The following is a 13,334-nucleotide window of genomic DNA, read 5'->3' on the forward strand; positions in this document are numbered from 1 at the left end:
TCCGGGTACGTCGGCCGGCGGCCGGGCGGGTCGGGTTCCGGGGCAGCGCGGCCGGTGGGGTGGGGGTCGCCTGGGGGCGGTGGGGCTCCTGGTTCGCCCGATCTGCCGGGTAAGCCTGGGTCGCCGGGCTCTCCTCTCGCGCCTGGGACCCCTCTCGTGCCGGGGTGGCCTCTTCTGCCTGGCTCCCCTCTTCTGCCTGGCTCCCCTCTTCTGCCTGGCTCCCCTCTGTTGCCGGGGTCGCCTCTGTTGCCGGGGTCGCCTCTGTTGCCGGGGTCGCCTCAGCTGCCGGGGTCGCCTTCTGTGCCTGGCACGCCTGAGGTGCCGGGGTCGCCTGCGGTGCCGGGCTCGCCGGGTTGGCCGGTGGAGCCGGAGTGGCCGGTGGAGCCGGAGTGGCCGTCTCGTCCTGGCGAGCCGGGCGGCTGGGCCGGGCCGTCCTGGCCGGAGTGGCCGCGGGAGCCGTCCACCCCGGGCTGGGAGGACAATCCCGACAACCCAGACGACCCGGATTCGCCACATCCCGGGGAGATGGGCGGCGAGTGGCATCATCCTGGCGGTTCCCAGCAGCCCGATGGTCCCGCGCATCCCGGCCACGCCGCCTGCCACGATCGCGGGAAGTGCGGTTCGCGGCCGCCGCACCACCATCGGCCCGGCTGGTCCGGGCGCTGGCGGTGCGAAGACGCCGGACACCACGCGTACCGGTTCCCTGGCCAGGCCGGCCGGAAGCGCACCGCGGCGGTCCACATCGACTCGGCCGGCCACGGCGAACCGCAGGCTCCGGACGACGCGAGCCCCGATCGTGCCGACTCGGCGGTCACGGATGAAGCACCCGTCAACCACGCCGCCGAGCCGGTGGCCGAGCCGGATGAGCCATCCGAGCCGGATGAGCCATCCGAGCCGGAACCGGACGGCGACGGTGATCGGGCGGGAGCGCATGGCGACGGTTACGGGGTGGACGAGAGTCGCGAGGTCCCAGCGGAGGAGTCGCCCGACCCCGGTCAGCCCGAGAGGTCCACGCGGTCCGACGACGAGCCTGGCCATGCCCCCGCACCTGACCGGACCGCCGAGCCCGACCGCACGGACGAACCGAACGGAACCACCTCGCACACCGACGACCAGCCGTCGCGTCCTCAGATCATTCCGTCCACCGCCCGGGACCGGTCCGTCGACCGGTCCCCGCACAGCCGGAGGTCACCAGTGGCCGATCGCCCGCACAACGTCCGCTCCACCGGGGGTGCCGACCGCACCCACAACAGCCGGCGTCATCACACGAACGGCAGGCCGGAGCGGGGCGAGTACCGCGGCTCCCACCGCACCGACGACATCGCCGCCCACCACCGCCTCTCTCGGGTGGGCCGGCACCACGCCGAGCGCACCCCAGGCTGAGCGCCGGCCGGGCAGGGAACGACCGCGCAGGGCAACGACCGCGCAGGGCAACGACCGCGCAGGGCAACGACCGCGCAGGGCAACGACCGCGCAGGTCAGGAGGGGTCGTCGCGCAGGCGGTGGCGGTTGTTGTCGATCCAGGCGTCGATGGCCTCGGCGTCGTTGGGGTCCACGCCTTCGGAGATCAGCTGGGCCACCGCGGCCGTGGCGGGGCTGCGGCGTTCGCCGGTGGCGTACAGGCGGGCGAACTCGGGGATCATGTCCTCGAGCACGCTGTCGGTCTGCTGGGCCGCGGCGGTGGGCAGGCCGCGGCGGCGGGTGGCGTACGCCGACCAGGCCCGGGTCACCCGGGGAAGCATGGCGGCGTCGTCCATGTCCAGGACCGCGCGCCGGTGCACCCAGTCGAGCAGGAACAGGCCCGCCACCGCGGGACTCCAGCGCAGCGGGTCCGGGTCGGGCAGGCCGGCCGCGTGGTCGGTGATCAGGCTCAGGCAGAAGTGCAGCGACGCCAGTTCGTCGTCGGCGTGCACCGCGTCCAGCCCGAAACGGACCGCCTCGGGGGAGGCCAGGAAGTCGCGGATCAGCCGTTCCCGTTCCGCGGCGGACAGCTCCGGGCCGGCCGGCTCGTGCAGCGGCGGGGTGTTGGGCGCGGGCAGCAGCGCCAGCCGGGAGGCGGCCAGCGCGCGGTCGGTGGACAGCGAGCCGTCGGCGGGCAGCTCGCTCAGCTGGTCGGTGATCTCCAGGTGGCGGCCGACCTCGTGGCGCAGCCGGCCCGGGTCCTCCTCCCGGAACCAGGTGAGGTCGTCGCCGCCGCACATCTCCCGGACCTGCCCCAGGATGCGTTCGGCCGAGCTGCCCACGTACAGATCCTTGGTGATGCCGATGTTGTGGTCGACCAGCGCGACCACCGCGTGGTCCGGCCCGCCGGCGGTGGTGTCCTCATAGGCGAAGGTGACCAGGTAGGACGTCTGGTCGCCGTACACGTCGCCGTAGGCGTAGCAGCCGGTCGGATGTACCCGGCCGAGCTGCTCGGTCCAGGGCGGAGCGGTGGTGCCGTGGCGGACCGTGGCCGCGCCGTCGGCGTCCGGTACCAGCCGGGCGAACACCTCGCGGATGGTGGTGGCCGCGGCGGTGCGGCGGCGGGTGGTGGCGCCGAGGAACTGGCCCACGAAGTCGCGGACCGCGGTGGCGCGATCGGTCTCGGCCACCGCGTACACACTTCCGAGGAGTGCGGTGCCCAGCATCTCGGCGTCCAGGGCGCAGTCGAGCTTCGCCACGTCGCGGGCCGCGTGGAGGACCGCTTCGTACGGAGTCTGAGGTGCCGGCATGCCGCGAGCCTACCCGCCACGGAAGCCGCTGAACCTACTCCGAACGCACGGCGGTGAGCGCCTCTCGGGCCTGGGCGTACGCGTGCAGGACCTCGCGTACCGGCGCCACCACGTACTCCCGGGCGACATCCGTGACCGCGGAGCGCAACCGCTGGTCGGCGCGGTGCCGGGCGCGTCGGGCGCCCCACGCCACGATCGGCTTCATCAGCAGCCACATCAGCAGGCCCGCCAGCAGGCCGCCGAGCAGCAGCAGGGTGGGCAGCGGCACGTCCCCCACCTGGGGATGCTCGAGTTTGGGCAGGCCGAGGGCGCGGACCGCGTACCCGGCGACCAACCAACCCAGCCCGGCCACCGCGGCCAGCGTGAACAGCCACTGCAGCGCACCGACGACGCGCCACCAGACGGGGGTGCGGGACATGCCGAGGTCGGTGGTGGCGACCGCGCGGTCCAGCGCGTCGGGCAGGTCGGCGGTGCGCGAGCGGGCCGCGTTGTTCAGCGCGGGCGCCCAGACCGCCGGGATCGGTGCGGCCGCGCGCGCCGCGACGGCGCGCACGCTCAGGCCGACCGCGGACTTCTGTGCCGCGTCCGCCTCCGGCAGGGAGGTACGCGGTACGACCTCGGTGGAGACCGGGTCCGCGGCGGCCGGCTCGGTGGACAGGTGCAGGCGCTTCAGCGGGTCCGGTCGCAGCCGGCGCAGCCCGCGGACCACCGGCCATCCGGTGTTGGCCGCGGCCCGGTGCCGGTACGCGTGCGCGGTCGCCTCGGCCACCGCGGGCACTCCGGCGGACGCGGCGAGGGTGTCGGCGAGCTGGCGTACCGTCGCGCGGTCCACCTCGTCCTCGGCGGCCGGCGGGCCGATCATGTCGGCGAGCTGCTCACTCACCGTGTCCAGGTCGCCGGCGAGGCGGCGCAGCGCGGCCTGCCGCTCGGCGACCGTCTTCTCCAGCGACTCGCGCAGCTCGGTGAGCATGCCGGGCTGCTTGGCCGAGGTGGCCAGCGCCGGTGCGCCCTCCAGCCCGTCCTCCACCAGCAGCCGCTTCAGATCGGTGAGGACGAGTTCGGTGTCCGACGCGGACAGCCGGTCGGCCTGGTTCAGCACCACCACGGTGATGTCCGCGTGCTGCCGGAACTGCTGCAGGTAGGCGTTGTGCAGGATGCGGTCGCCGTACTTCTGCGGGTCCACCACCCAGACGATCTGGTCGACCAGTCCGAGCAGCCGGTCCACCTCGAGCCGGTGCCCGCGTTCCACCGAGTCGAAGTCCGGCAGGTCGAGCAGCACCAGGCCGCGCAGCGCCGCCTCGTCGTCGCCGTCCAGCGCGCTCTCCCGGATGAAACGCTGGCGCGGGAGTACGCCGATCCAGTCGAGCAGCCGGTTCGCCGGTTCCAGCGGACCCCACACGCAGGCGTGGGCCACGCCGGTGGTGGGCCGGCGCACCCCGACCGGCGACAGTTTGAGCCGGGCCAGCGCGTTGAACAGGCTGGACTTGCCGCTGCCGGTGCTGCCGGCCAGCGCCACCACGGTGTGGTCCTGGGACAGCGCGAGCCGGCTGCCCGCGCGTTCCACCATGGTGTGCGCCGCGACCAGGTCACTGTCCGGAAGGTACGGGTCGACCACGCGCAGGAACCGGGACAGCGCGCTCAGCCGCTCGACCAGGTGCTCGGCGTCCACCCGGCGGTCGTCGCCGGACAACGCGCCGCGCACCTTCTCCACCAGACTCATGTCGCGCCACCGGTGGGCAGCGGCGTCGCGGTTACCGCAGCGGTCAACGCAAGCTCCCCCCTGGCGCGTTCCACATCGGCGGCGGCCCGGCGCAGTGCCGCTCCCGGCTCCGGGTCCAGTCCGGCCGCCGCGGTGCGTTCCGAGTATCGGGCCGCCTCCGCCTCGAGCAGCACGTTAACCCGGGACAGCAGGTCCTCGCGCGCCCGGGTGGCGAGGGCGCGGATCGCCTGGTCTCCGAAGACCGCCTCGAGCACCTTCTGCGCGGCGACCGTGGTGCCGGCGCCGACGGCCAGCTCGGCGCCGGTGGGGATGAACGCGGTCGAGGTGAAGACGGCGATCATCACGGCCAGGCCGAGGCCGTTCACCGCGTACGCCGCACCGCGGGCCACCAGCCGCTTGTCGGCGGCCTCCCGGCGCACCAGGTCGAGCACCCACTGTTGCCAGTCGCGGACCAGCCGGTCGGCCCGTTCCGGCAGGTCCTTGCTGGGCTGTTGCAGCGACGGCTCCAGCAGGGCGGCACCGGCCGGGTGCGCCTGCCAGGCCAGGTACGCCTGTTCGGCGGCGTCCGCCGCGACCCCGCGCAGCAGCGTGACCATCTGCGACTCCAGGGCCACCTGCAGGTTGCGCCCGGGTGCCGGCCGCCCGGTGACCGCGGCGACGAACCGGTCGCGCAGGTGCCCCACCCGGGACTCCAGCGTGCGCAGGAACTCGCCGGTGCCGACGAACTCCTGCCAGCGGGCCAGCACCTCGCCGCGTAGCAGCCGGCCGTCGCGCAGGCCGTCGTCGACGGTCCGCCCGGCGTGCCGGTACGCCGCGGTGACCCGCTCCTCCAGCGCCTGGGCGGCCCGGGCCTGGTCGTCCGCGGCCTCGGCGAGTCCTTCGGCGGCCGGGCCGAGCGCGGCGAGTGCACCGTCGAGCGTCTGGCGTACCACCGCGGTCCGTGCGCCGACGTCCTGCGCCAGCTGGGCGAACCAGTCGTGCAGCGGCCGGGTCACGTCCTCGGGTAGCAGTCCCTGCCGGTCCAGCGTGGTCTCCGGCAGCACGAACAGCGGCGCCGCGGCCATGTCGTGCGCGGCCAGCATCTCGCCGAGGTGTGCGGAGATCTCACCGGCCGCTTCCGGCGGCACCCGGTCCAGCACCAGGGCGATCACGGTGCCGCGCAGGCGGGCGGTGGTGAGCAGCTCCCACGGCACGGCGTCGGCGTAGCGGGCCGCGGTGGTCACGAACAGCCACAGGTCGGCGGCGGCCAGCAGCTGGGCGGCCAGGGCCCGGTTGCGGTCCACCACCGAGTCGATGTCGGGGGCGTCCAGGAAGGCCAGGCCGGGGCCGAGCGCGGGCGCCGCGACCAGCTGCAGCGTGCGCGGACTCGAGCTGGAGTCCGCGGTACGGGTGAGGCCGGGCAGCAGTTCGCCCTTGCGGAACCAGGGCAGGTCCGACGGGTGGCTCACCAGCACCGGGGAGCGGGTGGTCGGGCGCAGCACGCCGGCGGTGCTGACCGGCGCCCGGACCAGGCTGTTGACCAACGTGGACTTGCCCGCGCCGGTGGATCCGCCGACCACCACGAGCAGCGGCGCGTCGAGCCGCGCGAGGCGCGGCAGGAGATAGTCGTCGAGCTGCGCGACGAGCGCGGCGCCGACCCGGCGCGCGTCCTCGGCGGACGGCATGACCAGGGGGTACGACGTGCCGCCGATGGTCGCCCGCAACGCGCTCAGGGCGGTGGCCAGCGCACCCACGGCCGCCGGCGGCTCGACCAGGGTGTCCTGGCCGGTCGGGGTGCCGGCCGGGGCGTCGTCGATGGCCACGGTGTCCCGGATGGCCGCGGTGTCCCGGATGGCCGCGGTGTCCTGGATGGCCGCGGTGTCCTGGCCGGCCGCGGTGTCCTGGCCGGCCGCGGTGTCCTGGCCGGCCGGTGTGGCGCGCTCGGTGTCGGCAAGGGTCTCAGGCCGCCGCCCGGCACCCGCCGCCGCGGCGACATCCTCGGTGGGTTCCTCGGCCGGCTCCCCGCCACCGTCCGGCTCGGCGGCGGCAGTGGCCCCGGGCTCGGCGGTGGCAGTGACGTCGAGATCAGCGGTGGCGGGCTCGTCGGTTGCGGTCTCGGCCGTAGCAGGCTCGTTGGTTGCGGGCTCGGCGGCGACGGGCTCGTTGGTTGCGGTCTCGGCCGCTGCAGGCTCGTCCGTAGCGGGCTCGTCCGCGACGGCCTCTTCGGTGGCGGTCGCGTCCGAATTGGCGACTGGCTCGGATTCCGTGGCGGCCGTGGACCCCGCAGCCGGCGCGGATTCCGCGTCGGGTTCGGACTTCTCGGCCGGTGCCGACTCGCCGGCGGGCGCCACCTCAGGCTCGACAACCGCGGCCGGCGCCTCCTCGGCGGGCGCAGGCCGGTCCTTCCCGGACGGTGCGCGTTCGGCCGCCGTCTGTTCGACCGTGGCGTCCTGACCTGCGTTTTCCGCATCGTCGGGGGTGGTCTCGGCGGCCTTCTCGGACGCCACGGCCAGGGCGGCGTCGTTGTCCTTCTTCAATGTTCGCGCGGATGCGGCGGCGGAGGCCGGACCGACCGCGTCACCGTGCGTCGTCACGGGTAAAGCGTGCCCGATCTATGCATCGCAGACAACAGGTACCGGTGTGCCGTGACCGGACAGGTATCTCGCCCGTGCATCGGCACCGACTTGCGCCTAGTTCGCTCAACTTCGACTTGACGACTTGATCCGGCGTGGCATCATTGAGTCCGGTCCACTCAACTTGTGGAAGCGAGCCCGGCGCCCGACGGCGCCACGGGCCGGACATGGTCGGCAAGAAGCGAGGAAGCGAACATGGCACGTGCGGTCGGCATCGACCTCGGAACCACGAACTCCTGCGTCAGCGTTCTGGAAGGCGGCGAGCCCACCGTTGTCGCCAACGCGGAGGGATCCCGGACGACCCCGTCCATCGTCGCCTTCGCGCGCAACGGCGAAGTGCTCGTCGGCGAGGTCGGGAAGCGCCAGGCGGTGACCAACCCGGACCGGACCATCCGTTCGGTCAAGCGGGAGGTCGGCACCAACTGGTCCGTCGATATCGACGGCAAGAAGTACACCCCGCAGGAGATCTCCGCGCGGGTGCTGATGAAGCTCAAGCGGGACTCCGAGGCCTACCTCGGCGAGCAGGTGACCGACGCGGTCATCACGGTCCCGGCGTACTTCAACGACGCGCAGCGCCAGGCCACCAAGGAGGCCGGCGAGATCGCGGGCTTCAACGTCCTGCGGATCGTCAACGAGCCCACCGCGGCCGCGCTGGCGTACGGGCTGGACAAGGGCTCCAAGGAGCAGACCGTCCTGGTCTTCGACCTCGGCGGCGGCACCTTCGACGTCTCGCTGCTGGAGCTGGGCGAGGGCGTCATCGAGGTGAAGTCCACCTCGGGTGACAACCACCTCGGCGGCGACGACTGGGACCAGCGGGTCATCGACCACCTGGTCAAGACGTTCCGCGGCCAGAACGGCATCGACCTGAGCGCCGACAAGATGGCCCTGCAGCGTCTGCGCGAGGCCGCCGAGAAGGCCAAGATCGAGCTGTCCGCGGCCACCACCACCAGCATCAACCTGCCGTACATCACGGCCGGCCCGGACGGGCCGCTGCACCTGGACATGACCCTGAGCCGGGCCGAGTTCCAGCGCATGACGCAGGACCTGCTGGACCGGTGCAAGGCCCCGTTCGAGCAGGCCATCAAGGACGCCGGCGTCAAGGTCGCGGACGTCGACCACGTCATCCTGGTCGGCGGCTCGACCCGCATGCCGGCCGTCTCCGAGCTGGTCAAGAGCCTGACCGGCCGGGAGCCGAACAAGGGCGTGAACCCGGACGAGGTGGTCGCGGTCGGCGCGGCGCTGCAGGCCGGTGTGCTCAAGGGTGAGGTCAAGGACGTCCTGCTGCTCGACGTGACCCCGCTCTCGCTGGGCATCGAGACCAAGGGCGGCATCTTCACCAAGCTGATCGAGCGCAACACCACCATCCCGACCAAGCGCTCCGAGGTCTTCACCACGGCCGAGGACAACCAGCCGTCGGTGCTGATCCAGGTGTTCCAGGGCGAGCGCGAGATCGCCGCGTACAACAAGAAGCTCGGCACCTTCGAGCTGACCGGCCTGCCCCCGGCGCCGCGCAACGTGCCGCAGATCGAGGTCACCTTCGACATCGACGCGAACGGCATCGTGCACGTGGCCGCCAAGGACATGGGCACCGGCAAGGAGCAGAAGATGACGATCACCGGTGGCTCCGCGCTGCCGAAGGACGACATCGAGCGGATGATGCGCGACGCTCAGGACCACGCCGACGACGACAAGAAGCGCAAGGAGGATGCGGAGACCCGCAACCTGGCCGAGCAGCTTCAGTGGCAGACGGAGAAGTTCCTGGCGGAGAGCGGTGACAAGCTGCCCGAGGAGAACCGCACCAAGATCTCCGAGGCCCTCGGCGACCTGCGCGGCGCGCTCGGCGGCAACGACATCGAGAAGATCAAGTCGTCGCACGAGAACCTCGCCAAGGTCTCCCAGGAGGCCGGTTCCCTGCTGTACGCGCAGCAGGGCGCCGAGGGTGCGCCGGGTCCGGACGGTGCGCAGGCTCCGGGCGCGGACGCGGGTCCGGGCGCGGGTCCGGGCGCGGGCGCGGGTCCGGCCGGCGCTGGTCCGGCCGGCGGTGCGGACGACGTGGTGGACGCGGAAATCGTCGAGGACGACAAGAAGTGAGCCGCGCGGACGACGAGAACGACGGTCAGGCGACCGAGCGGGTCGTCATCCGCGATCGGCGCAAGATCAACCCGAACGGCACAGCAACAGGGGAACCCGTGAGCGATAAAAAGCCCAACGGCGGCGGCGCACACCGCGCCGCCGAACCGGAGGAGGGTACGGGTAACGCCACCGAGGCGCCGGCCCCGCAGCCCGGCCTCGGGGCCGAGTTGGAGGCGCTGCGTACCGAGCTCGACGAGCGGACGCGCGACCTGCAGCGGGTGACGGCGGAGTACGCCAACTACCGCAAACGGGTCGACCGGGACCGGGGCGCGGCGGCGGAGCAGACCACCGGTGCGGTGCTGTCCGCTCTGCTGCCGGTGCTCGACGACATCGACCGGGCCCGGGAGCACGGCGACCTGGTCGGTCCGTTCGCCACGGTGGCCGAGTCGCTCACCGCGGCGACCGGCAAGTTCGGACTCGTCGCGTTCGGCGAGAAGGGTGATCCCTTCGACCCGACCCGGCACGAGGCGGTCGCGCACCAGACGTCCGCGGACGTCTCGGAGCCGACCTGTGTCGAGGTCATGCGTCGCGGCTACACGCTCGGCGAGCGGCTGCTGCGGCCTGCACTGGTCGCGGTCGCCGAGCCGGAGTGATCCACGTGGAGGTCCCGCCCGCCGGCATCGGCGGGCGGGACGTGTCACCGGGCGGAGGTGAATCAGTTTGAGCTCGAAGGACTGGCTCGAGAAGGACTTCTACGCCGTCCTCGGCGTGAGCAAGTCCGCCTCTGCCGACGAGATCAAGAAGGCGTATCGCAAGCTCGCCCGCGAGCTGCACCCGGACCGCAATCCGGGGAACGCGGACGCGGAGGAGAAGTTCAAGGCCGCGTCCGAGGCCTACGACGTGCTCTCGGACGACAAGAAGCGCAAAGAGTACGACGAGATGCGCTCGCTGTTCGGTTCGGGCGCGTTCCGGCGCGGTGCCCGTACCGGAGGCGGCGGCGGTTTCGACCCGTCGGACCTGTTCGGCGGGTTCTCCGGGGCCGGGGCGGGTGGCGGTCCCGGCGACCGCCGGTTCGGCGGCGCCGGCTTCTCCGACATCTTCAGCACGATCTTCTCCGGTGGTTCCGGCCCGGGCGGCGCGCGTCGCGGCGGGCCGCAACGTGGCCGGGACGTCGAGGCCGAGGTGACGCTCGACTTCACCCACGCCGTGCAGGGCACCACGTTGCCGCTGACGTTGCGGTCACCGGGAGTGTGCGACACCTGCCACGGCAACGGCGCGAAACCGGGCACCGTGCCGCGGACCTGTCCGCAGTGCTCCGGCTCCGGGCTGATCTCCCGCAATCAGGGGTCGTTCAGCTTCTCCGAGCCGTGCCGGGAATGCCAGGGCGCGGGCACCATCGTGGACCAGAAGTGCCCGGAGTGCCGGGGGACCGGCGGGGTCACCAAGAACCGCACGATCAACGTCCGCTTCCCGGCCGGTGTCGCCGACGGTCAGCGGATCCGGCTCAGCGGCCGGGGTGAGCCGGGCGAGCGCGGCGGTCCGGCCGGCGACCTGTACGTGCAGGTCAAGGTGCGTCCTGACGATCTGTTCGGGCGCAGCGGTGACGACCTGACGCTGACCGTACCGATCAGCTTCGCGGAGGCCGTGCTCGGCACGGACCTGCGCGTTCCCACCCTCGACACCCCGGTGACGCTGCGGGTGCCGCCGGGCACGCCGAGCGGCCGAAAGCTCCGGGCCCGGGGCAAGGGTGTGGTGCGCCGGGACGGTCAGGCCGGCGATCTCATCGTCACGGTCGAGGTCCAGGTGCCGTCCTCGGTGACCGACGAGGCCCGGGACGCCCTGGAGAAGTTCGCCAAGCTGACCCCGCAGCCGGGCCGCGACCGCATCGACGCGCGGCTGCGTCGCTTCGGGTAATCAGGACCACGGGAGGTGGCACATGCATGAGGACATCAGCATCTCGGTGGAGCAGACCTCCGATGCGAAGGTCCTGATCATCTCCGTTGCGGCCCGGCTGGCCGGGATGCACCCGCAGACGCTGCGTCAGTACGACCGGCTGGGGCTGGTGCAGCCCGGCCGGACCGGCGGCGGTGGCCGGCGGTACAGCGAGCGCGACGTGGCGCTGCTGCGTGAGGTGCAGAAGCTGAGCCAGGAGGAGGGCGTCAACCTGGCCGGGATCAAGCGCATCATCGGGCTGGAGCAGCTGCTCGGCGACCTGCAGCAGCGGGTGGCCGAGCTGGAGCAGCAGCTCGACCACGCGTACCACCGGATCGCCGAGCTGGAGTCGATGGGTGCGTACCCGCGCCGCGATCTGGTCCGGCCGGACCGGACCTCGACGGCGCTCGTGGTGTGGCGCCCGCGGCGGTCCACCGAGAAGTAGCGGTACGGGCAAGCGGCTCCCGCGGGAGCCGCTTCGCTCGTCCGAACCGCGTCAGCGGCGGCCGAACAGTCCCAGTCGCCGGGGGTGGCGCACCAGGCCGCCCTCGATCCATTCCTCGTACTCGAAGAGTTCGGGCCGGTTCATCAGCACCCGGCAGTTGTGCGCCCAGATGGCCATCGGCTCGTCGCCGACCTCCTCGGCGCGCTCCACATACTTCTTGAGCCGCCGCCGGCGCTGGGAGCTGGCGTTGGGCCGGACCCCGTCGGCGGCGTAGATGTACATGCAGTGCTGCGCGAACCGGCGGGCCGGGCATTGGCGGTCCATGGCCAGCTCGAACAGCGTCGGAGCGAGCACGTCACCGGCGATCAACAGGTCCCAGTCGGGCGGCATCGCGTCCAGTGGAACGGCTTCGGGGTGATAGGCCCATGCTTGAAGCTCCTCCGGTCGAGGATCGACCGGGTTCGCGAATCCGAAAAAGGTTGATTCACGCACGCTCACGTCGCCACCTAGGGCTCCTACACATGACTCTGTCGAGCCGACACGCTAGCGCGCAGTAAGTATTCGGCGGAAGAAGTACGGGATCACAATCTGGTACTGGCTAGTAGCTTTGAGCTGTCTGCCCGTACCCAGGTCAGTCGTTCAACGGGAGCGGGGTGGCCGCACGGGCGAGGGCCATCCGTCGGCGTACCCGGAACTTGAACCACGCGTAGTCCGGCACCCGCGCCAGCAGTGGGCCGCTGACCACGGTGATCAGCACGTACGCGGTGGCCAGCGGGGCGAGTTCCGGTTCGACGCCGGAGGCCACGGCGAGGCCGGCGATCACCACGGAGAACTCGCCCCGGGGCATCAGCGCGAGCCCGGCGCGGATCTGACCGGGCAGCGCGATGCCGACCCGTTTCGCGGCGAACACGCCGGTCAGCGCCTTGGTGGTCATGGTCAGCACGGCCAGTCCGAGCGCCGGCAGCAGCACCGGCGGCATGTCGGCCGGGTCGGTGGAGAGCCCGAAGAACACGAAGAAGACCGCGGCGAACAGATCCCGCAGCGGCGACAGCATCTGGGTCGCGTGGTGGGCCACCGGCCCGGACAGCGCGATGCCGACCAGGAACGCGCCGACCGCGGCGGACACCTTGAGTTCGGCGGCCACACCGGCCACGAACAGGGTCAGGCCGAGCACGCTGAGCAGCAGCGCCTCGGGATCCTTCACCGACATGAAGCTGGAGATCGCGCCGCCGTACCGGATCGCCACCACCAGCACCGCGACCACCGTGACCACCGCGACCGCGAGCGCCTGCAGTCCGCCCAGCAGGCCCACGCCGGCCAGTACGGCGGTGATCAGCGGCAGGTAGAACGCCATCGCCAGGTCCTCGATGACCAGCACGGACAGGATGACCGGCGTCTCCCGGTTGCCGAGCCGGCCGAGGTCACCGAGCACCTTGGCGATCACGCCGGACGAGGACACCCAGGTGATGCCGGCCAGCACCAGGGCGGCCTCCCACCCCCAGCCGAGCAGCATCGCGAACGCGGCGCCGGGCAACGCGTTGAACAGCACGTCCAGCAGGCCGGCCGGGGCGGACGCGCGCAGGTTGGTGACGAGTTCGCCGGCCGAGTACTCCAGGCCCAGCATCACCAGCAGCAGAATGACGCCGATCTCCGCGCCGACCTCGATGAACTCCTCGCTGGCCGAGAGCGGGATGAGCCCGCCGTGCCCGAACGCCAGTCCGGCCAGCAGGTAGAGCGGGATGGGGGAGAGCCCGATGCGGCGACCGATTCGACCGAGCATGCCGAGCGCGAAGAGCAGCGCACCGACCTCGATCAGGAGGATCGTCGTACTGTGCACTATG

The 13,334-nt window shown here is 72.3% G+C and carries 9 protein-coding genes; 4 read left to right on the forward strand and 5 right to left on the reverse strand.

The window, feature by feature from the left end; all coding sequences use genetic code 11:
- Window positions 1-1,478: 1,478 nt before the first annotated feature.
- From LDL48_RS08170 to LDL48_RS08180, 3 genes are read right to left on the reverse strand one after another with little or no spacing between them, the layout of a single operon-like run.
- On the reverse strand, window positions 1,479-2,711 hold the full coding sequence (locus LDL48_RS08170) for a hypothetical protein (RefSeq protein ID WP_225254404.1): 1,233 nt from the start codon (window positions 2,709-2,711) through the stop codon (window positions 1,479-1,481).
- Window positions 2,712-2,745: 34 nt separating this feature from the next.
- The gene (locus tag LDL48_RS08175) at window positions 2,746-4,431 is read right to left on the reverse strand and encodes a GTPase family protein (protein ID WP_225254405.1); all 1,686 of its coding nucleotides are present in this window, start codon (window positions 4,429-4,431) and stop codon (window positions 2,746-2,748) included.
- Window positions 4,428-6,164: an ABC transporter gene (locus tag LDL48_RS08180; protein WP_372472074.1), complete on the reverse strand. Its 1,737-nt coding sequence runs from the start codon at window positions 6,162-6,164 to the stop codon at window positions 4,428-4,430. The genes LDL48_RS08175 and LDL48_RS08180 overlap by 4 nt, the downstream gene beginning before the upstream one ends.
- A gap of 1,074 nt (window positions 6,165-7,238) precedes the next feature.
- Between LDL48_RS08180 and dnaK the strand changes: the two genes are divergently transcribed.
- From dnaK to LDL48_RS08200, 4 genes are all read left to right on the forward strand, one after another.
- Complete coding sequence (dnaK, locus tag LDL48_RS08185) at window positions 7,239-9,134, forward strand: molecular chaperone DnaK (protein ID WP_225254406.1); 1,896 nt, start codon at window positions 7,239-7,241, stop codon at window positions 9,132-9,134.
- Complete coding sequence (grpE, locus tag LDL48_RS08190) at window positions 9,131-9,769, forward strand: nucleotide exchange factor GrpE (protein ID WP_225254407.1); 639 nt, start codon at window positions 9,131-9,133, stop codon at window positions 9,767-9,769. The genes dnaK and grpE overlap by 4 nt, the downstream gene beginning before the upstream one ends.
- 67 nt (window positions 9,770-9,836) lie before the next feature.
- On the forward strand, window positions 9,837-11,030 hold the full coding sequence (gene dnaJ, locus LDL48_RS08195; RefSeq protein WP_225254408.1) for a molecular chaperone DnaJ: 1,194 nt from the start codon (window positions 9,837-9,839) through the stop codon (window positions 11,028-11,030).
- A gap of 22 nt (window positions 11,031-11,052) precedes the next feature.
- Window positions 11,053-11,493 carry a heat shock protein transcriptional repressor HspR gene (locus LDL48_RS08200; protein ID WP_225254409.1) on the forward strand — a complete coding sequence of 147 codons (441 nt, stop codon included), beginning with the start codon at window positions 11,053-11,055 and terminating at the stop codon, window positions 11,491-11,493.
- A 51-nt stretch (window positions 11,494-11,544) separates the two neighbouring features.
- Here the strand turns inward: LDL48_RS08200 and LDL48_RS08205 are convergent, their stop codons facing one another.
- Entirely contained in the window at window positions 11,545-11,991 is a 447-nt protein-coding gene (locus tag LDL48_RS08205; RefSeq protein WP_225254410.1) for a hypothetical protein, read from the reverse strand.
- A gap of 133 nt (window positions 11,992-12,124) precedes the next feature.
- A complete protein-coding gene (locus LDL48_RS08210) occupies window positions 12,125-13,330 on the reverse strand; it encodes a cation:proton antiporter (RefSeq protein ID WP_225254411.1) in 1,206 nt (401 codons plus the stop codon).
- Window positions 13,331-13,334 lie beyond the last annotated feature (4 nt).

Origin of the sequence: Jidongwangia harbinensis, assembly GCF_020216025.1 — a bacterium.
Taxonomy (GTDB): Bacteria; Actinomycetota; Actinomycetes; order Mycobacteriales; family Micromonosporaceae; genus Actinoplanes; species Actinoplanes harbinensis.